The 18409-nt window shown below is 66.4% G+C and carries 21 protein-coding genes; 13 read left to right on the forward strand and 8 right to left on the reverse strand.

What is annotated here, in order from left to right; all coding sequences use genetic code 11:
* The first annotated feature begins 392 nt into the window (after positions 1-392).
* From LZ005_RS03605 to LZ005_RS03615, 3 genes are all read left to right on the forward strand, one after another.
* A complete protein-coding gene (locus tag LZ005_RS03605) occupies positions 393-1325 on the forward strand; it encodes a transcriptional regulator (RefSeq protein WP_237804790.1) in 933 nt (310 codons plus the stop codon).
* A 95-nt stretch (positions 1326-1420) separates the two neighbouring features.
* Positions 1421-1963: a YggT family protein gene (locus tag LZ005_RS03610; RefSeq protein ID WP_237805514.1), complete on the forward strand. Its 543-nt coding sequence runs from the start codon at positions 1421-1423 to the stop codon at positions 1961-1963.
* Positions 1960-2256 carry a DUF167 domain-containing protein gene (locus tag LZ005_RS03615; RefSeq protein WP_237804791.1) on the forward strand — a complete coding sequence of 99 codons (297 nt, stop codon included), beginning with the start codon at positions 1960-1962 and terminating at the stop codon, positions 2254-2256. Before LZ005_RS03610 ends, LZ005_RS03615 begins: the two co-directional genes overlap by 4 nt.
* Here the strand turns inward: LZ005_RS03615 and LZ005_RS03620 are convergent.
* The 8 genes from LZ005_RS03620 to LZ005_RS03655 all read right to left on the reverse strand — a co-directional run bounded on the left by LZ005_RS03620 (position 2250) and on the right by LZ005_RS03655 (position 8941).
* Positions 2250-3188 (reverse strand): carbohydrate kinase family protein, encoded by a 939-nt coding sequence (locus tag LZ005_RS03620; RefSeq protein ID WP_237804793.1) that lies wholly within the window; start codon positions 3186-3188, stop codon positions 2250-2252. The genes LZ005_RS03615 and LZ005_RS03620 overlap by 7 nt on opposite strands.
* 4 nt (positions 3189-3192) lie before the next feature.
* Positions 3193-4470: a DUF3426 domain-containing protein gene (locus LZ005_RS03625; RefSeq protein WP_237804795.1), complete on the reverse strand. Its 1278-nt coding sequence runs from the start codon at positions 4468-4470 to the stop codon at positions 3193-3195.
* A gap of 3 nt (positions 4471-4473) precedes the next feature.
* A complete protein-coding gene (prmA, locus tag LZ005_RS03630) occupies positions 4474-5382 on the reverse strand; it encodes a 50S ribosomal protein L11 methyltransferase (RefSeq protein WP_237804797.1) in 909 nt (302 codons plus the stop codon).
* A gap of 12 nt (positions 5383-5394) precedes the next feature.
* Positions 5395-6762 (reverse strand): acetyl-CoA carboxylase biotin carboxylase subunit, encoded by a 1368-nt coding sequence (accC, locus tag LZ005_RS03635; protein ID WP_237804799.1) that lies wholly within the window; start codon positions 6760-6762, stop codon positions 5395-5397.
* A gap of 7 nt (positions 6763-6769) precedes the next feature.
* Entirely contained in the window at positions 6770-7246 is a 477-nt protein-coding gene (accB, locus tag LZ005_RS03640) for an acetyl-CoA carboxylase biotin carboxyl carrier protein (RefSeq protein WP_237804801.1), read from the reverse strand.
* A 69-nt stretch (positions 7247-7315) separates the two neighbouring features.
* On the reverse strand, positions 7316-7753 hold the full coding sequence (gene aroQ / locus LZ005_RS03645; protein WP_237804804.1) for a type II 3-dehydroquinate dehydratase: 438 nt from the start codon (positions 7751-7753) through the stop codon (positions 7316-7318).
* Between the two features lie 85 nt (positions 7754-7838).
* Positions 7839-8354, reverse strand: a complete 516-nt coding sequence (locus LZ005_RS03650) for a TlpA disulfide reductase family protein (protein WP_237804806.1) — start codon at positions 8352-8354, stop codon at positions 7839-7841.
* Complete coding sequence (locus LZ005_RS03655) at positions 8351-8941, reverse strand: hypothetical protein (protein WP_237804808.1); 591 nt, start codon at positions 8939-8941, stop codon at positions 8351-8353. The genes LZ005_RS03650 and LZ005_RS03655 overlap by 4 nt, the downstream gene beginning before the upstream one ends.
* A 109-nt stretch (positions 8942-9050) precedes the next feature.
* Between LZ005_RS03655 and mpl the strand changes: the two genes are divergently transcribed.
* The 10 genes from mpl (at position 9051) to LZ005_RS03705 (ending at position 18332) form a co-directional block, all read left to right on the forward strand.
* On the forward strand, positions 9051-10418 hold the full coding sequence (gene mpl, locus LZ005_RS03660; protein WP_237804810.1) for a UDP-N-acetylmuramate:L-alanyl-gamma-D-glutamyl-meso-diaminopimelate ligase: 1368 nt from the start codon (positions 9051-9053) through the stop codon (positions 10416-10418).
* Entirely contained in the window at positions 10415-10993 is a 579-nt protein-coding gene (locus LZ005_RS03665; RefSeq protein ID WP_237804811.1) for a YqiA/YcfP family alpha/beta fold hydrolase, read from the forward strand. The genes mpl and LZ005_RS03665 overlap by 4 nt, the downstream gene beginning before the upstream one ends.
* Entirely contained in the window at positions 10990-11571 is a 582-nt protein-coding gene (locus LZ005_RS03670) for a chorismate lyase (RefSeq protein WP_237804813.1), read from the forward strand. The genes LZ005_RS03665 and LZ005_RS03670 overlap by 4 nt, the downstream gene beginning before the upstream one ends.
* A 2-nt stretch (positions 11572-11573) precedes the next feature.
* Entirely contained in the window at positions 11574-13619 is a 2046-nt protein-coding gene (locus LZ005_RS03675) for a ribonuclease catalytic domain-containing protein (protein ID WP_237804815.1), read from the forward strand.
* A gap of 8 nt (positions 13620-13627) precedes the next feature.
* Positions 13628-14512 (forward strand): TonB family protein, encoded by an 885-nt coding sequence (locus tag LZ005_RS03680; RefSeq protein WP_237804817.1) that lies wholly within the window; start codon positions 13628-13630, stop codon positions 14510-14512.
* Positions 14509-15315: a shikimate dehydrogenase gene (gene aroE, locus LZ005_RS03685; protein ID WP_237804819.1), complete on the forward strand. Its 807-nt coding sequence runs from the start codon at positions 14509-14511 to the stop codon at positions 15313-15315. Before LZ005_RS03680 ends, aroE begins: the two co-directional genes overlap by 4 nt.
* A gap of 1 nt (position 15316) precedes the next feature.
* Positions 15317-16021: a monofunctional biosynthetic peptidoglycan transglycosylase gene (mtgA, locus tag LZ005_RS03690; protein ID WP_237804821.1), complete on the forward strand. Its 705-nt coding sequence runs from the start codon at positions 15317-15319 to the stop codon at positions 16019-16021.
* A gap of 16 nt (positions 16022-16037) precedes the next feature.
* Complete coding sequence (locus LZ005_RS03695) at positions 16038-16460, forward strand: DUF4124 domain-containing protein (protein ID WP_237804823.1); 423 nt, start codon at positions 16038-16040, stop codon at positions 16458-16460.
* Between the two features lie 12 nt (positions 16461-16472).
* Positions 16473-17441, forward strand: a complete 969-nt coding sequence (corA, locus tag LZ005_RS03700) for a magnesium/cobalt transporter CorA (RefSeq protein ID WP_237804825.1) — start codon at positions 16473-16475, stop codon at positions 17439-17441.
* A 201-nt stretch (positions 17442-17642) separates the two neighbouring features.
* Complete coding sequence (locus LZ005_RS03705; protein ID WP_237804827.1) at positions 17643-18332, forward strand: hemerythrin domain-containing protein; 690 nt, start codon at positions 17643-17645, stop codon at positions 18330-18332.
* Positions 18333-18409: the final 77 nt, after the last annotated feature.

An 18409-nucleotide genomic window follows, 5' to 3' on the forward strand; every position in this document is an offset into this window, starting at 1 on the left:
AAAAAATCCGCGTGAAAACACAAGAAGCTGTTGCGTGTCAACAAGGTTTTCGTGTACTTTACGAAATTGAATTTATCCTGTCGCGAAAAATGCAACGCGCGACGACGATTGAAGAATCCATAGGACGCTGAACACCGCTATATGCAGAGTCACTTAACACCGAGAATAAGCCGCCTCGCCTGATGCATCGGGTGTGGCGGCTTTTTCTTTGTGTTTGGACACTGCAGGGTTCAACGAACTAATGGCTGAAGTGCTGCAATGGTGAGGAGTTGCAGCAGTTCAGCTGGAGCCGAATTCATTAGCATAAACATCTAGCGTTTGTGCCGATGAATAATCCGCCTGGCCATCCGGGTCGCGCGGGTTCGACATTTATCCTTCGAAGGAGAACCGAAATGGCAACAGCCGCTAAGAAGTCCGAAGCAAAGAAACCAGCCGCTGCCAAAGCGGCTGCCGCTAAACCCGCTGCAAAGGCCGCTGCAAAGCCGGCCGCCAAGAAAGCCGCCGCCGCTAAGCCGGCAGTGAAGAAAGCCGCAGCCGCCAAGCCGGCCGCCAAGCCCGCTGCGAAGAAAGCTGCCGCCGCCAAGCCGGCCGCCAAGCCCGCTGTGAAGAAGGCCGCCGCCAAACCGGCAGCCAAGCCGGCCGCCAAGAAAGCCGCCGCTAAACCGGCAGCCAAACCGGCAGTGAAGAAAGCCGCCGCCAAACCGGCAGCCAAGCCGGCCGCCAAGAAAGCCGCCGCCAAACCGGCAGCCAAACCGGCAGTGAAGAAAGCCGCCGCCAAACCGGCAGCCAAGCCGGCCGCCAAGAAAGCCGCCGCGAAACCGGTCGCCAAGAAAGCTGCTGCCAAGCCGGCCGCCAAGCCTGCTGCTAAGAAAGCTGCTGCCAAGCCGGCCGCTAAGCCTGCTGCCAAGAAAGCTGCTGCCAAGCCGGCCGCTAAGCCTGCTGCCAAGAAAGCCGCTGCCAAGCCGGCCGCTAAGCCTGCTGCTAAGAAAGCCGCTGCCAAGCCGGCCGCCAAGCCTGCTGCCAAGAAGGCCGCTGCCAAGCCGGCCGCCAAGCCTGCTGCTAAGAAAGCTGCTGCCAAGCCGGCCGCCAAAGCTGCCGCCAAACCGGCTGCCAAACCGGCCGCTAAACCGGCTGCTAAACCGGCTGCCAAGAAAGCTGCTGCCAAACCGGCCGCCAAGAAGCCCGCTGCCAAGAAAGCTGCCGCTCCGGCCGCTGCTCCGGCTGCCGCTGCTCCGGCTGCTGCCGCTCCGGCTCCGGCCCCGGCCGCCAAGACGGTGCTGGCGCCTGCCGCTGCCTGGCCGTTCCCGACCAGCAGCCGTCCGTAATAGCCAGCTGCGCCTCCTTGAGGCACAATGCCGCTGTGTGTTCGCACACAGCGGTTTTTTTTTGTGCGACAGAAGAAGGAGTGGTTCCCGTGCTGATGAATATTCTGAGCCTGATCGTGGACACCGTGGCCGGCGTCCTCGGTGGGGTGCTGTTGCTGCGTTTCTGGATGCAGGCGATCCGCGTGCGCCCGCCGATGCAGGTCGCCCAGTTCACTTTCCAGCTGTCGGACTGGCTGGTGCGTCCGCTGCGCCGCATCGTGCCCGGCGTCGGCGGCTACGATTGGGCCAGCCTGATCGGCGCCTTCCTGATTGTGCTGGCCGCGTCCTGCCTGTACCTGGTGCGCGGCGCCAGCGCCGAGGCGGTGCTGCTGATCGCCTGCCAGCGCCTGCTCGGCTGGATGCTGTGGGGATGCATGGCCCTGCTGATCGTGGAAGTGATCTTCAGCTGGATCAATCCGCACGCGCCGCTGGCGCCCTTCGTGCGCGCCCTGAATGAACCGCTGCTGCGCCCGCTGCGGCGCATCGTGCCTCCGCTCGGCGGCATCGACTTTTCCGTGCTGGTGGCCCTGATCCTGCTGCAGATCGCACAGATGCTGCTGGGGATGCTGTTCAGCAGCATGCCGGGCATGCTGTGGTGAGTGTGGCCTGGTGCAGCGCGCGCGCCGGCGGCGTGCGCCTGGCCGTGCAGATCCAGCCGAATGCGAAGAAGACCGAAGTGGTCGGCGAGCAGGGCGACGCGCTCAAGCTGAAGCTGCACGCCGCCCCGATCGAGGGCAAGGCCAACGAGGCCCTGGTGCGCTACCTGGCCGAGACCCTGAAACTGGCGCGCTCGCGCATCACCATCACCCACGGCCTGACCAATAAACGCAAGCTGATCGAGATCGACGGCGTCACGCCCGCGGACGTGATCGCCGCCCTCTGTCCTCAGTAGCGGTAGCCGAAGGCCGCTTCGAAGCGGTCGGCCAGTTCGCCCGGCGTGAAGTGGTGGTTCTGGCCGCCTTGGTGGGCGATCTTGATGGCGCCCAGCAGGCTGGCCAGGCGGCCCGTGGTCGGCCAGTCGAAACCGTGGGTGATGCCGTACAGCAGACCGGCGCGGTAGGCGTCGCCGCAACCGGTCGGGTCGAGCACGGCGCTGGCCTGCACGCTCGGAATCAGGTGGCGCTCGCCATCGGCATAGATTTCCGAACCCTTGTCGCCGCGCGTGACGATCAGGGCCTGCAGGCGCTCGGCGATCTGCGGCAGCGACAGGCCGGTGCGGTCCATCAGCATCTCGAATTCGTAGTCATTGCAGGCGACATAGGTGGCCTGGTCGATGAAGGCGATCAGCTCTTCGCCATTGAAGCGCGGCAGCTGCTGGCCCGGATCGAACATCAGCGGAATGCCGAGCGCATGGCAGTCGCGCGCGTGCTTGAGCATGCCGTCGCGGCCGTCCGGGGCGACGATGGCCACGGCAATCGCACCCGCCTCGCTGACATTGTTCTCATGCGACATCTGCATCGCACCCGGGTGGAAGGCATTGATCTGGTTGCCGTCGAGGTCGGCCGTGACGAAGCACTGTGCCGTGTAGCTGTTGGCGATCGTGCGCACGCAGCGCGTGCTGATGCCCTGGGCGGCAAAGCGCTCGAGGTATTCGCCGCCGTCCTGGCCGAGCGTGGCCATGATCAGCGGATCGCCGCCCAAGAGCTTGAGGTTGTAGGCGATATTCGCCGCGCAGCCGCCGTACTCGGTGCGCAGGGTCGGCACCAGATAGGACACGTTCAGCTTGTGCAGCTGGCCGGCGATCAGGGTCTCGCTGAAGCGGCCCTCATATTGCATGATTTTGTCGAAGGCGAGCGAGCCGCAGATCAGAGTGGTGTGGTTCATGGTCTCAAGGATAGAAAATGCCGACGTCATAGGCCGCCGCCGTCACCGACCCGAGGTCGAAATGCAGCAGCACGGCCTGTTCCGAACGCGGGGCGAAACCCTTGGCTGGATCGATGTTGGCGGGTAGGTAGTCTTTCGGATAGAGCACGCGGCGCAGCAGCAGCTGGCGCTTGTCGTCACGCAGGCGCAGCTCGATCGCCGGCCAGGCCTGCGGCAGCGCGCTCTGGTTGCGCAGCAGGGTCGTGTAGCTGTGGATGCCGCCGGCCAGGGTCTGCAGTTCGCCGGTCTCGATACTCATCTGGTCGATCTGCATCGGCAGGGCGATGCGCAGGCCGAGCGGTTCGCCCAGGGCCGTGATCAGCGGGCGCAGGGCCGGCAGCTGCAGCGCCAGCTGCTGGCGCCAGGCCAGCAGCGACTGGGCCGCCAGCAACAGCAGCAGCACCAGGCTGGCCAGGCCGAGCAGCAGCCGGCGGCGCGCGCCATGCTGCTCTTCGGCGCGGCCGCGCTTGACGAATTCGGGGGCGTCATCCTCGTCCTGATCGCCGACCACCAGGTCCAGGCGCGGGCTCGGATCGAGGCGCGGCTCGATGCGGGCGTCCGGCGCTGGCGCCGTGCTCGCCTCGGCGGCGGGCGCGGGCGTGGGTGGCGGCAGGTCGATTTCGGGCAGCTCGGGTGCGGCCGGGGCCAGGGTCGGCTCCTGCTTGAGCACGACGCCAGGCTGCCAGGCCGAGAACGGCGTGCGCGCCGGCGCTGGCGCCGGCGCTTCTTCTTCCAGGTTCAGGTCGAGCTCGATGTGGGCGGGCGCGGCCGCGGCCGGTGCGGGCGGCAGCGGCGGGGCCGGCATCAAGGGCGCCGGCGCCGGGCTGCTGGTCTGTTCCTCCAGCTGGCGTGCCAGCAGGTCGGCGAAGAGCGGGGTGTCGGGCGGGGCCGCGTTGGCGGGTGCGGCGGGCGCTTCGGGTTCGGGGTCGATCAGGTCGAGCGTGAATTCCGGCACGGCCGGGGCCGGCGTGGGCGGCGCGCTCGGCGCCGCTTCGGCCTCGGCTTCCGGCTGCGGCAGGATGCCGAGCGGATCGAGCGTATGGGTCAGGTCGATGGCATACACCGGCGTCTCGGCCGCGGGCGCGGGCGTGGCCGCGCGCTTGGACAGATCGACGATGCAGGCATTGCCGTCGAAAACCTCCTGGCACTGGCCGCAGCGGACAATACCGCCGCGCAGCTTCAGTTGGTCAACGGCGACCCGGAACGTGGTATGACAGTGGGGGCACTGGGTCGCGAGCGCCATCGCTCAGGCCGGCAGCGAACCTGCCAGTGCGACCCAGCCTTCGTGCTCGGCCCACACCGACAGCTTGATGAACGGCGCATACGCGGCCGCGACTTCCTCGGCCTGGCGCGCCAGCACGCCCGACAGCACCAGCGATCCGCCCGGCTTGACGCGGCCGGACAGCATCGGCGCCATCAGTTTGAGCGGGCTCGACAGGATATTTGCCACCACGATGTCGAAGCGCGTGGCCGCATGGGCGGCGCCGAAATCGTCGGGCAGGTAGTAATCGATGCTGCAGCGGTTGCGCTCGGCATTGTCGCGCGCCGAGATGATCGCTTGCGGGTCGATGTCGACCCCGGCCACGTCGCCGGCGCCGAGCTTCTTGGCCACCATGGCCAGGATGCCCGAGCCGCAACCGTAGTCGAGCACGCTGGCGCCGGGGGCCGGATGGGCTTCCAGCCATTCCATGCACAGGCGCGTGGTCGGATGCGAGCCGGTGCCAAAGGCCAGGCCCGGATCGAGTTCGAGGATCAGCGCGTTCTGGTCGGGCGCGTCATGCCAGCTCGGCACCACCCAGATGTTCTTGCCGATGTGGATGGGCTCGAACTGCGACTGGGTCAGGCGCACCCAGTCCTGCTCCTCGACGGTGCGGGTGCTGAACTGGGGCAGACCGGCGATGCCGGCGGCGCCGGCGGCCGCGGCCAGCACGATGGCCGGATCGGCGTCCGTCTCGAGCAGGGCGACGATGCGGTTATGTTCCCAGGCGCCTTCGGCCGGTTCCATGCCGGGTTCGCCAAACAGGGGTTTTTCTTGCTCGGTGCCCTCGTCCGCGTCTTCCACGCTGACGGACAGGGCGCCGCAGTCCATCAGCGCTTCGGACAGCGCTTCGGTCTGGGCGCGCGGGACATCGATCAGGACTTCGGTCCAGGCCATACAGTGGGCACCTTAATGCTTGTTCGACTTGAGGTCGGGCTTATCGGCCAATTTCTGCTCAAGATAATGGATATTGGTGCCGCCTTCAATAAAGCGCGCATCAATCATCAACTCGCGGTGCAGGGGGATATTGGTCTGGATGCCTTCGACCACCATCTCCGACAGCGCGATCTGCATGCGCCGGATCGCCTGTTCGCGCGTGGCGCCATAGGCGATGACCTTGCCGATCATCGAGTCGTAATTGGGCGGCACGAAGTAGCCGGCGTAGGCATGCGAATCGACGCGGATGCCGGGGCCGCCGGGCGGGTGCCAGGCGACAATGCGGCCCGGGCTCGGAATGAACTTGAACGGGTCTTCGGCATTGATCCGGCATTCGATCGCGTGGCCGGCCAGCAGGATGTCGCGCTGGCGGTAGCGCAGCTTCTCGCCGGCGGCGATGCGGATCTGCTCCTGCACGATGTCGACCCCGGTGATCATTTCGGTGACCGGGTGTTCGACCTGGACGCGGGTATTCATTTCGATGAAATAGAATTCGCCGTTCTCATACAGGAACTCGAAGGTGCCGGCGCCGCGGTAGCCGATCTTGCGGCAGGCTTCGGCGCAGCGCTCGCCGATCTTTTCGATCAGCTTGCGCGGGATGCCGGGCGCGGGCGCTTCCTCGATCACCTTCTGGTGGCGGCGCTGCATCGAGCAGTCGCGTTCGCCGAGCCAGATGGCCTGCTTGTGCTCGTCGGCCAGGACCTGGATCTCCACGTGGCGCGGATTTTCCAGGAACTTCTCCATATACACTTCCGGATTGCCGAAGGCGGCCCCGGCTTCGGTCTTGGTCATGGTCACGGCATTGATCAGCGCGGCCTCGGTATGGACCACGCGCATGCCGCGCCCGCCGCCGCCGCCGGCGGCCTTGATGATGACCGGATAGCCGATACGGCGTGCGATCTGGATGATTTCCTTCGGATCGTCGGGCAGGGCGCCGTCCGAGCCGGGCACGCAGGGCACGCCGGCGCGGATCATGGCCTGCTTGGCCGAGACCTTGTCGCCCATCAGGCGGATCGACTCGGCGCGCGGGCCGATGAAGACGAAGCCCGATTTTTCCACGCGTTCGCAGAAGTCGGCGTTTTCGGACAGGAAGCCGTAGCCCGGGTGGATGGCTTCGGCGTCGGTGACTTCGGCCGCACTAATAATAGCGGGCATGTTCAAGTAGCTGAGCGGGGACGGCGCCGGGCCGATACACACCGATTCATCGGCTAACTTCACGTATTTCGCATCACGGTCGGCCTCCGAATGGACGACCACCGTCTTGATGCCCATCTCACGGCAGGCGCGCTGGATACGTAGCGCGATCTCGCCGCGGTTGGCAATGAGGATCTTTTCAAACATGGAGCAATCAGCCAATCACAAACAGCGGTTGACCAAACTCGACCGGCTGGCCGTTTTCCACCAGCACCTTGGTGATCGTGCCCGAAATATCGGCTTCGATCTCGTTCAGCAGTTTCATCGCTTCGATGATGCAGACGGTATCGCCTTCCTTGACGCTGCTGCCGACATCGACGAAGGGCGGATTGCCCGGGGCCGAGGAGCGGTAGAAGGTGCCGACCATCGGCGACTTGACGATGTGGCCGGTGATTTCGGCGGCGGCCGGTGCGGCGGCCGGGGCCGGCGCGGCGGCGACTGCGGCGGCCGGCGCGGCCGGGGCCACATACTGCTGCGGCAGGCTTTGCGGCGGCATCATCACGACCTGGTTCTGGGCGGCGGCGCCAGACTTGACGATGCGCACTTTGCTCTCGCCCTCAGTCACTTCGAGTTCGGCGATGTCCGATTCGGCGACCAAGTCGATCAAGGTCTTCAGTTTTCTCAAATCCATGTGCAACCCCTATGGCGTGATTATTGTTGGCGGCCCAGATTGCCGCAAAAAGCGTGTGTTTGGGATCAGTTAAGACTGGTTCAGGCCGAAATCGATGGCCAGACGGTAGCCCGCGACCCCCAGCCCGCAGATCACCCCGCGCGCCAGATCCGACAGATAGGAATGCTGGCGAAAGGCTTCGCGCTGGTGAATATTTGAAATGTGCACTTCAATAAACGGGATGGCCACCCCGGCCAGGGCGTCGCGCAGCGCGACACTGGTATGGGTGAGCCCGCCCGGGTTGATGACGATCAGCTCCACGCCCTCGGCACGGGCGGCATGGATGCGGTCGATCAGGGCGCCCTCGTGATTCGACTGGAAGCACGTGAGCGTCGCGCCGGCGGCCGCGGCCTGGGCGATGGCGGCTTTTTCCACGTCCGCCAGGGTGGTGGCGCCGTAGATGTGCGGCTCGCGGGTCCCCAGCAGATTCAGGTTGGGGCCGTTCAGCAGCAGGAGCTTGTTCGCCATAGGTTTTGGTCCGAATTGCGCGAAAGTTCCGCATTCTGACGCTAACTGCGCCGAATTGCAAGAACGGAAAATGGCACGGTCGTGCTCAAAGCGCGGCCAGATCGGCCCGGAGCTGCTCGAATTTGAGGGCGCCGAGATAGGTTTTGCGCACCTTGCCGTCGGCGCCGACGAGCACGGTGAAGGGCAGGCCTCCCTGTTTGTTCCCAAACTGGCGCGAGAGTTCCGTGCCTTCCAGGCCGGCCACGAAAATCGGGTAGCTGACCTTGGTCTTGACGAGGAATTCCCGGATGTTCGAGGGCGAATCGATGCCGATGCCGAGCACCTGCACACCCTTGGGCGCGAGCTCGGCCGCCAGGCCCGACAATTCCGGCATTTCCTTGACACAGGGTGCGCACCAGGTGGCCCAGAAATTGACGATCATCGGCTTGCCCTTGAAGCGGGCCAGCGACTGGGCCTGGCCGGCCGGGTCCTTGAGCTGCTGGGCGAGCAGGGTGGCGACCACGGGCTCCGGATCGGGGGCCTGGGTCTGGATCGCGGCAAACGCGCCGAGGGCCGTAAACATCAGGCCGGCGAGGCTGTAAATAAGCAGGTTCTTTTTCATGCGGCTTCCATCAATGCGCGCAGTTGATCGCCGTCGGCGCGCGCCAGCGTGCCATCGGCCCGGGTCTTGCGCGCGCCGCGCAGGTCGTCCAGGTCGTACAGCTCCACATGCACGCCTTCCTGGCGCCACATGAAACTGACGGTCTCGACCTCGCCAAAGCGCGGACCGCGGAAATGCGGGCTTTCCGACAATTCAATCTGCAACTTCTGATTGACCAGGAAAATTTCGACTTCCTTGGCAGAATCAGCGAACAATTGTAAACGAATATCGTCATGGGCCCCGGCTGTGCCGTTGAGCACGCTGCCGGTGATAAATACAGCATAGCCGCCGAGCATCTGCATGACCTCGAGCGCGACCTCGCGCAGGCGCTGCAGGCGGGCCGGCTGGACATCGCCCTGGAACAGGGCCAGATAGGCGCGCACCTGCTCCTCCACCTGTTCATTGGCGGGCAGTTGTTCGGGCCGGGCCGGTTTGTCGCCGAGCACCAGGCGCGCGGCCTTGCGTTTGGCGGTGCCGTAGTCGGCGCCGTCTTCGGCGATCAGGCGGGCCGCGGCGGCGGCGATCTCGGCCCGCAGTTCAAGCAGCATGGGAGACGTCATCCGGCCATCATACCCGGTATCGGGCCGCCCCGTGGCGGTGGGGTTTTATGGCCGGCTCAGGTAAAATCCAGCATTCCGATTTTTCAGGCAGCTCCCCATGCATATCCACATCCTCGGCATCTGCGGCACCTTCATGGGCGGCCTGGCGGTGCTGGCCAAGGAGGCCGGGCATACGGTCACCGGTTGCGACGCCAATGTCTACCCGCCGATGAGCACCCAGCTCGAGGCCCAGGGCATTTCCCTGATCCAGGGCTTCAGCCCGGAGCAGACGGCCCTCCAGCCCGACCTGTATGTGATCGGCAATGTGGTCTCGCGCGGCAACCCGCTGGTCGAGGAGATCCTCAACCGCAGCCTGCCGTATATGAGCGGGCCGCAGTGGATCGGCGAACACATCCTGCGCCACAAATGGGTGCTGGCCGTGGCCGGTACGCACGGCAAGACCACCACCTCGGCCATGCTGGCCTGGATTCTCGAACAGAACGGCTACCACCCGGGCTTCCTGATCGGCGGGGTGCCGCGCAATTTCGGCATCTCGGCGCGTCTGCGCGGGCGCGAGGAATCGGACTTCTTCGTGATCGAGGCCGATGAATACGACACCGCCTTCTTCGACAAGCGCAGCAAGTTCGTCCACTACCACGCCAAGACGGCCGTGCTCAACAACCTCGAATACGACCATGCCGACATCTTCCCCGATATCGGCGCGATCGAGACCCAGTTCCACCACCTGGTGCGCACCGTGCCCGGCGTCGGCCGCCTGATCGTCAATGGCGACGAGGCCTCGCTGGCGCGCGTGCTCAAGCGCGGCTGCTGGAGCGAGCAGGAGCGTTTCGGCCTGACCACCGGCTGCGACTGGTCGCTGGTCGAGCATCCGGGCGGCAGCTTCGACGTGCTGTTCAAGGGCCAGCGGGAAGCCACGGTCAACTGGGAGCTGCTGGGCAAGCACAACCGCTTCAATGCGCTGGCCGCGATCGCCGCCGCGCGCCATGTGGGCGTGCCGATCGGCGCGGCCGCCGCCGCCCTCGCCAGTTTCGAGAGCGTCAAGCGGCGCCTCGAGGTGCGCGGCGTCGTCAATGGCGTGACCGTGTACGACGATTTCGCCCACCACCCGACGGCGATCGCCACCACCGTTGGCGGCCTGCGCCAGAAGATCGGCGCCGGCGGGCGCATCCTGGCCGTGCTCGAGCCGCGTTCGAACACCATGAAGCTGGGCGCCATGAAGGACGCGCTGCCCGGCAGCCTGAAGGACGCCGATCTGGTGTTCGGCTTCGGCAGCCAACAGGCGCTCGGCTGGAGCCTGGCCGACGCCCTGGCCCCGCTCGGGCGCATCGCGCACGCCTACGACCAGCTCGACTTCATGGTCAAGGCCATCGTCGACGCCGCCCAGCCGGGCGACCATATTCTGGTGATGAGCAATGGCGGCTTCGGCGGCGTGCACGGCAAACTGCTGGAGGCCCTGGCCCGATGATCCTCTACCTGCACGGCTTCCGCTCCTCGCCGCTGTCGTTCAAGGCGCGCATGACGGCCGACCGCATGGCCGCGCGCGGGCGCGGCGACGCCTTCATGTGCCCGCAGCTGCCGGCCTCGCCCAAGGCGGCGATGGCGCTGTGCCTGCGTCTGGTGGCCCACTACGACAGCGAGGAACTGGCCCTGATCGGCTCCTCGCTGGGCGGCTTCTACGCGACCTGGCTGGCCGAGCAGCTCGACTGCCGCGCCGTGCTGCTCAATCCGGCCGTGCACCCGTTTCAGGACCTCGAGCGCCATGTCGGCGTCAGCACCCAGTACCACTCGGATGCGCCGTTCGAATTCAAGCGCGACTATCTGGCCGAACTCGACGACCTGGCCGTGCCCGCGATCAGCGCGCCCGACCGCTACTATCTGATCGCCGCCAGCGGCGACGAAGTGCTCGACTACCGCCAGATGGTCAGCCATTACGCCGGCGCGCGCCAGACCATCATCGACGGCAGCGACCATGCACTGAGCGACTACGCCGAGCATGTCGACGCCGTGCTGGCCTTCTGCGGCGAAGGAGGGCGGCGGTGAGGCGAGCCAGCCTGCGCCTGGCGCGCTGGCACGCCCACGTGAATGCCCTCGACGCCCCGCGCGCGCTGCGCCACTGGCTGACCGGGCAGGGCTCGCTGACGGCCAAGCTGATCGCCCACAGCGCGCGCTTCCGGGTCCAGCGCCTGCACCAGCATACGGCCCTGTGCCTGGCCGACGAGGCCCAGGCCGTCGGCCTGAGCCAGGTGGCGCGCGTGTGGGAGCGCGAAGTGCTGCTGCGCTGCGACGAGGTGCCGGTGGTGTTCGCCCACACGGTGGTGCCGCGCACGGCCACGGCCTGGGACTGGCCGCTGTTCGGCAGCCTGGGCGAGCGCTCGCTCGGCTCGACTTTGTTCGGCGATCCGCTGGTGCGGCGCGGCGAACTGGAATTTGCGCGCATCCGCGCCGGCCACCCGCTCTGGCAGCGGGCGCGCGCGGCCCTGGCTGTGCCCGACGATACGACGCTGTTCGCCCGCCGCTGCCTGTACCGGCGCCGGCGCGGCAGCCTGCTGGTGACCGAGGTCTTCCTGCCCGCCGTGCTGGACCTGGTGCCGCGCCCCCTTTACAGAAATGAGAAGTGACGATGAATCTGTTTTTTGAAGAATCCGGCGATTTCAAGGCCGGCAGCGTGCTGTCCCAGTCCGGCGAGTCGTATCAGGTGGAACTGCCGAGCGGCAAGCGCACCAAGGTCAAGGCCAAGGACGTGCTGGTGCAGTTCACGGCCCCGGCCCCGGCCGCGCTGATGGAGGCGGCCAAGGAAGTAGCGGCCGCGATCGACCTCGAATTTCTGTGGGAAGTCGCGGGCCAGGAGGAATTTGGCTTTGCCAACCTGGGCGCCGAGTACTTCGGCCAGGCCGCGCAGCCGGCCGAGGCGGCCGGCTTGATCCTGGCGCTGCACAATGCGCCCATCTATTTCTACAAGAAGGGCCGCGGCCGCTACAAGGCCGCGCCCGAGCAGTCGCTGCGCGCGGCCCTGGCCGGCATCGAGAAGAAGAAGCAGCTGCTGCTGGTGCAGGCCGCGTATGTCGAGGAACTGAAGGCCGGGCGCCTGCCCGAGGCCCTGGCCAGCCAGGTGCGCGCGCTGCTGTTCAAGCCGGACAAGAACAGCATCGAATTCAAGGCCCTTGACGCGGCCTGCGAGGCCCTGCAGACGTCGCCGCAGCGCCTGCTGCTGCAGGTCGGCGGGCTCGAGTCGCCCAAGGCCCTGCACATGGGGCGCTTCCTGTTCGAGCACTTCCCGCGCGGCACCGGCTTTCCGCCGCTGGCGGCGCCGCCCGTGCGCGCCGGCCTGCCGCGTGCCGACGTGGCTGCCTTCTCGATCGACGATGTGACCACCACCGAGATCGACGACGCCTTCTCGGTCCAGACCCGTCCCGACGGCAGCCTGGTGGTCGGTATCCACATCGCCGCGCCCGGCCTGGCCATCGCGCCCGAGGATGCGATCGACAAGATTGCGCGCGCGCGCATGTCGACCGTGTATATGCCGGGCGACAAAATCACGATGCTGCCGGACGAGGTCGTCAACGCCTACACCCTGGCGGCCGGCAAGGACTGCCCGGCCCTGTCCCTGTATGCCGAGCTCGACCCCGCCACCTGGCAGGTGCGCTCCACCACCACCCGCGCCGAGCTGGTGCCCGTGGTCGACAATCTGCGCCACAATGATCTCGACGATCTGGTCAACGAAGAGACCCTGGCCAGCGGCGCCGGCGACTATCCGCACAAGGACGCGCTGCGCCTGCTCTGGCAGTGGGCCCAGCAGCTCGAAGCGGCGCGCATGGACAAGCGCGCCGCCTTCGGTCTCAAGCCCGAGCAGGCCAACCGGGTCGACTTCAACTTCTATGTCGAGAACGATGTGGTCAGCATCGTGCGCCGCAAGCGCGGGGCGCCGCTCGACAAGATCGTGGCCGAGCTGATGATCTTCGCCAACAGCACCTGGGGCAAGCTCATGCACGACCACGGCGTGCCCGGCATCTACCGCAGCCAGGGTCCGGGCGCCGGCGGCTGGAATGCCAAGATGCAGGTGCGCATGCTGACCCATGCGGCCCCGCACCAGGGCCTGGGGGTCGAACAGTATGCGTGGTCGACTTCGCCGCTGCGCCGCTACACCGACCTGGTCAACCAGTGGCAGATTCTGGCCTGCGCCGAGCATGGCGTGACGGCCCCGCTGGTCGCCCCGTTCAAGCCCAAGGATGCCAACCTGTTCGCGATCGTCTCGGCGTTTGACGCCGCCTACGCCGCCTACAACGAGCACCAGCAGACGATGGAGCGCTACTGGTGCCTGCGCTGGCTGGCCCAGGAGCAGGCCAAGGTGGTCGAGGCCGTGGTGCTGAAGGACGAGGTGGTGCGCCTGGCCGATGTGCCGCTGGTGGTGCGCCTGCCCGGCATGGCGGCCGCCACGCGCGGCGCCCAGGTCAAGCTCGACATCGTCGGCTGGGATGAGATCGACCTGACGCTCGAGGCGCGCCTGCTCGAAGTGCTGGGGGCGCCGGCCGATGGCGCGCTCGACTACGACGAGGAAGAACTGGTCGAGCCGGCCCCGGCCGTGGACGAGGCCGAACAGGCGGCCGAGGCCAGCGCGGCCGACGGCGCGCCGGCCGCCGACGCGCCCGCCGCCAGCCCCGAGGCCTGAGCCCGGCCATGCGCATCGCCCCCGAGCAGCGGCCCCTGATGATCGCCATCACCGTCTCGGTGCTGGCGCATCTGCTGCTGCTGGCGCTGCGCTTCCAGGCGCCGGCCGCGGCCCGCCGGCCGCCCGAGGCGACCGGCATGGAAGTCATCCTGGTCAATGCCAAGCATGCGCGCAAGCCCCTGCAGGCCAGCGCCGTGGCCCAGGCCAATCTCGATGGCGGCGGCAAGGCCGACAGCGGGCGCGCCACCTCGCCGCTGCCCGACCTGCAGAAGAACCGCGCCGGCGACGCCGCCGTCGCCTTCAAGCGCCGCATCGAGGAGCTGGAACAGCGGCGCGAGCAGCTGCTGACCCAGGCGCGCCTGTCGGACTTCAAGGCCGATCCCCTGGCCGAGCGAGACAAGCCCGACCCCAAGGCCAAGGGCGGCGATCTGGCCGAATCGAGCCGCGCGCTGGCGCGCATGGCGGCCGAAATCTCGCAGGACATCAGTGAGCAGAACAAGCGCCCCCACAAGACCTATCTGACCCCCTCCACGGTGGAGGCCGGTTACGCGCTCTACTACAAGGAGATGCAGCACCGGATCGAAGAGATCGGCACGCTGAACTTCCCCCAGAAAGACGGCAAGAAGCTCTACGGCGAGCTGATTGTCGAGATACCCATCTTCCAGGACGGTACGATCTACGAGAAGGAAGGGGGCATCAAGGTGCGCCGCAGTTCCGGCAACCCGGACCTGGACGCGGCCGCCCTGCGCATCATCCGCCGTGCCGCCCCGTTCGGCCGCTTCCCCAAGCAGATGCTGAGCAACGGGCGTGAGGACCTGTGGGTGGTGACGACGACCTTCAAATTCGCCCGCTCCGACCAGCTCGAGACGGGCATGATCGGGACCCGCCCATGACGGACCATTACTATGTGATCGGCAATCCGGTCGCGCACAGCAAATCGCCGGCCATCCACGCCGCCTTCGCCGCCCAGACCGGGCAGGACCTCGCTTACGCCCGCTGCCTGGCGCCGCTCGACGGCTTCGGCGCCACCGTGCGCCGCCTGCAGGCCGAGGGGGCGCGCGGGGCGAACGTCACGGTACCGTTCAAGCAGGAAGCCTTCGCCCTGGCCGACAGCCTGAGTGCACGCGCGCGCCTGGCCGGGGCCGTCAACACCCTGGTGTTTGCCGACGGCCGCATCCACGGCGACAACACCGACGGCGCCGGCCTGGTGCGCGACATCGAAGCCAATGCCGGCCTGCGCCTGGCCGGTGCGCGCCTGCTACTGCTGGGCGCCGGCGGGGCCGCGCGCGGCGTGCTCGGCCCCCTGTTCGATGCCGGCGTGGGCGAGCTGGTGCTGGCCAACCGCACCCTGGCCACGGCCGCCGCCCTGGCCGCCGACTTCGGTGGCCGCCCGCGCGTGTGTGCCTTCGCCGAGGTCGACGGCAGCTTCGACCTGGTCGTCAATGCCACGGCGGCCAGCCTGCAGGCGGCCGTACCGCCGATTCCGGACACGGTATTTCGCTCAGGCACGCTCGCGCTTGATATGATGTATGGCAAGGAGCCGACCGTCTTTTTACAGTTTGCCGCCCAGCATGGGGCGCGCATCCGCGACGGCCTCGGCATGTTGGTGGAACAGGCGGCGGAGGCCTTCTACGTCTGGCGCGGGGTGCGTCCGGACAGCGGGCCGGTGCTGGCCGCATTGCGCGGAGAATGCTGAATTGGCAGGCAAGCAGGGCAAACGGACCTGGCTCAAGTGGCTGATACTCGGCCCGCTGGCAGTGGTGCTGGCGGTCCAGCTCTACTACTTCGTCCAGGTGTGCTGGTATATCAAGTTCAATCCCGGCATGACGAGCATGATGTCGCTCCAGCTCGCCGCCCTGCAGGAGAAGAACCCCAAGGCCCGCATCTACCAGGCCTGGGTGCCGTACAACGCCATCTCCAACAACCTCAAGCGCGCGGTGATCGCCTCCGAGGATGCCAATTTCGCCGACCACGACGGGGTCGACTGGGATGCCATCCAGAAGGCCTATGAAAAGAATATGAAGAAGCACAAGGTGGTGGCCGGCGGCTCGACCATCACCCAGCAGCTGGCCAAGAACCTGTTCCTGTCGGGCTCGCGCAACTACCTGCGCAAGGGCCAGGAGCTGGTCATCACCTATATGCTGGAGGCGGTGATGAGCAAGCAGCGCATCTTCGAGATTTACCTGAATGTGGTGGAATTCGGCAGCGGCATTTTCGGCGCCGAAGCGGCAGCCCGCCACTACTATGGCACCTCGGCCGCGGCCCTGAACGCGGGCCAGGCCGCCAAGCTCGCCGTCATGCTGCCGCGCCCGCGCTTTTACGACAAGCACCGTGAAAGCGCCTATCTCGCCATGCGTTCGGCGATCATCCAGCAACGCATGAACGCAGCCGAACTGCCATAACAATCAAGGGGGAGCGATGAAGCAGCATAGCCAGCGCGGTCTGAGCCTGACGGGCGTCCTGATTCTGTCGATGGTCATCGGCGGGGCCGTGGCCCTGGCCCTGATCTCGGCGCGCAATGAGCGCAATCTGTTTGCCGAGATGTGGGGCAAACTCAGCGGTTCCGTACGCGAGCAGCCGGCCGTGCAGGATGCGCGCCAGGCGCTTGGCGCGGCCAGCCCCGCGGCCGAGGCCAGCGGCGCGCCGCTGCGCAAGTGCACGATCGACGGCAAGACCGTGTATTCGAATACCGACTGCAAGGCCTCGAATCCGACCAGTAAGGAAATCCAGGTGCAGCGCACGGCCGGCATCGCATCGCCCAAGGCGGCGCCGGCCGGCAGCAGCGCCAGCGCCACCTCCGATCCGGCGCTCGACAAGGCGATCGAAAAACAGTTCAAGTAAGGCCAAGCGCGCATGATCAATGTTTTTGTTTTGCACAACGGGCGCCTGAGCCAGGTCGCGATCGAAACCCGCGAAGATCTCGAGGGCGTGCAGCCGGTCTGGGTCGACCTGACCGACCCGACCGATGAGGAGCGGGCCTGGGTCAAGGCCATCTACAACGTCATCCTGCCGGGGGAAGACGAGATGGAGGACATCGAGGCCTCGGCGCGTTACTACGAGGCCGAGAACGGCGACCTCAATCTGCGCACCGACTTCCTGCTCGACGAGGACGAAGGTCCGTCGCGCGTGGTGACGGTGGCCTTCATCCTGTCGCGCAAGATGCTGTTCTCGGTGCACGCCGACGACCTGCCCGTGTTCCGCCTGGTGCGCATGCGCGCGCGTTCGCGGCCCGGTTCGATCAGCGACTACATGGACGTGCTGCTCGACCTGTACGCGACCGACGCCGAGTATTCGGCCGATGCGCTCGAAGGCATCTACCAGTCGCTCGAGGACGTCAGCCAGCGCGTGCTGCAGAAGGAATTCACCGACGCCGACGCGGCCGCCGCCCTGAATGCGATCGCGACCGAAGAGGACTTGAACGGCCGCATCCGCCGCAACATGATGGACACGCGCCGTGCCGTGTCATTCCTGATGCGCGGGCGCCTGCTCAATTCCGACCAGTTCGAGGAGGCGCGTCAGATTCTGCGCGACATCGAGTCGCTCGACGGCCACACCTCCTTCCTGTTCGACAAGATCAACTTCCTGATGGACGCCACGGTCGGCTTCATCAATATTAACCAGAACAAGATCATCAAGATCTTCTCGGTGGCCAGCGTGGCCTTCCTGCCGCCGACCCTGATTGCCTCGATCTACGGCATGAACTTCAAGGGCTGGTTCCCCGAGCTCGAGTGGAATTACGGCTATCCGTTCGCGCTGGTGCTGATGCTGGGCAGCGCGATCGCCCCCTTCCTGTATTTCCGCCACCGCGGCTGGCTCAAGTAAGCCAAAGCTTGCCCACCAAACAAATCGGGGTCAGACCCTGATTTGTTTGGCCGGCAAGCGGTATTTCCGGCCGGGTAAATGGGGTCTGACCCCATTTTTCTGGGGCTTAAGGTTTTTTTAGGGTCGGGTAAATGAGCTTTTAAGAACGCGCGGCCGGGCCGCTCGCTACAGTGGTGACCTCGTTGTAATGAAGGATCAACCATGACGCTCCAAGCCCCCGAGTTGGCCACCCCGGCCCGTGTGAATATCTACTTCCGCATCCATAAAGCCCTGCGCAGCATGCTCAGCGATACGCTGGTGCGCGTCGGCCGCCTCGACGCCGCCGACGCCGAACAGCGCGCCGAGGTGCTCGGCCAGGTGCGCCAGCTGGCCGACTTCTGCCTCGGCCACCTGCAGCACGAGAACGAATTCGTGCACACGGCCATGGAAGCACGCCAGCCCGGCTCGAGCAGCGTCGCCTGCGACGACCATACCCACCATGTGCACGCCTGCCAGCATCTGAGCATGCTGGCCGACCAGGCGGCGACGGAGCCAAGCCCGGCCAATCTGCATACGCTCTACCTGTATCTGAGCGTGTTCGTCGGCGACAACCTGCTGCACATGAATATGGAGGAAACCGAACACAACGCCGTGCTCTGGGCCTGCTATACCGATGCTGAACTGATCGCCATCGAACAGGCGATCGTGGCCGCCCTCTCGCCCGAGGAATCGTGGCTGTCGATGCGCTGGATGGTGCCGGCCCTGTCGCCGGCCGAGCGCCTCGAACTGCTGTCCAAGGTGCGCGCGGCGGCGCCCTCGCCGGTGTTTGCCGGCCTGATCGCCGGTCTGCAGCCGTATCTGGCGGCGGCCGACTGGAGCAAGCTGTCCGACGGTCTGCGTCTGGCGGCCTGAGAACGGCAGGGCCCAGGCGGGCCACAGAAAGGTGCGCGGGAAGGCACCGCCTGGCGGCGGTGACCGCGTGCCTTGCT

Origin of the sequence: Massilia sp. TS11, assembly GCF_022012445.1 — a bacterium.
GTDB lineage: Bacteria > Pseudomonadota > Gammaproteobacteria > Burkholderiales > Burkholderiaceae_D > Telluria.

Bases quoted from the DNA above. Each gene is read 5' to 3' on its own strand.
- LZ005_RS03605 (WP_237804790.1), top strand. From the start codon at position 393: ATGGCAACAGCCGCTAAGAAGTCCGAAGCAAAGAAACCAGCCGCTGCC.
- LZ005_RS03610 (WP_237805514.1), top strand. From the start codon at position 1,421: ATGAATATTCTGAGCCTGATCGTGGACACCGTGGCCGGCGTCCTCGGT.
- LZ005_RS03620 (WP_237804793.1), bottom strand. From the start codon at position 3,188: ATGAACCACACCACTCTGATCTGCGGCTCGCTCGCCTTCGACAAAATC.
- LZ005_RS03625 (WP_237804795.1), bottom strand. From the start codon at position 4,470: ATGGCGCTCGCGACCCAGTGCCCCCACTGTCATACCACGTTCCGGGTC.
- prmA (WP_237804797.1), bottom strand. From the start codon at position 5,382: ATGGCCTGGACCGAAGTCCTGATCGATGTCCCGCGCGCCCAGACCGAA.
- accC (WP_237804799.1), bottom strand. From the start codon at position 6,762: ATGTTTGAAAAGATCCTCATTGCCAACCGCGGCGAGATCGCGCTACGT.
- accB (WP_237804801.1), bottom strand. From the start codon at position 7,246: ATGGATTTGAGAAAACTGAAGACCTTGATCGACTTGGTCGCCGAATCG.
- aroQ (WP_237804804.1), bottom strand. From the start codon at position 7,753: ATGGCGAACAAGCTCCTGCTGCTGAACGGCCCCAACCTGAATCTGCTG.
- LZ005_RS03650 (WP_237804806.1), bottom strand. From the start codon at position 8,354: ATGAAAAAGAACCTGCTTATTTACAGCCTCGCCGGCCTGATGTTTACG.
- LZ005_RS03655 (WP_237804808.1), bottom strand. From the start codon at position 8,941: ATGCTGCTTGAACTGCGGGCCGAGATCGCCGCCGCCGCGGCCCGCCTG.
- mpl (WP_237804810.1), top strand. From the start codon at position 9,051: ATGCATATCCACATCCTCGGCATCTGCGGCACCTTCATGGGCGGCCTG.
- LZ005_RS03665 (WP_237804811.1), top strand. From the start codon at position 10,415: ATGATCCTCTACCTGCACGGCTTCCGCTCCTCGCCGCTGTCGTTCAAG.
- LZ005_RS03675 (WP_237804815.1), top strand. From the start codon at position 11,574: ATGAATCTGTTTTTTGAAGAATCCGGCGATTTCAAGGCCGGCAGCGTG.
- LZ005_RS03680 (WP_237804817.1), top strand. From the start codon at position 13,628: ATGCGCATCGCCCCCGAGCAGCGGCCCCTGATGATCGCCATCACCGTC.
- aroE (WP_237804819.1), top strand. From the start codon at position 14,509: ATGACGGACCATTACTATGTGATCGGCAATCCGGTCGCGCACAGCAAA.
- LZ005_RS03695 (WP_237804823.1), top strand. From the start codon at position 16,038: ATGAAGCAGCATAGCCAGCGCGGTCTGAGCCTGACGGGCGTCCTGATT.
- corA (WP_237804825.1), top strand. From the start codon at position 16,473: ATGATCAATGTTTTTGTTTTGCACAACGGGCGCCTGAGCCAGGTCGCG.
- LZ005_RS03705 (WP_237804827.1), top strand. From the start codon at position 17,643: ATGACGCTCCAAGCCCCCGAGTTGGCCACCCCGGCCCGTGTGAATATC.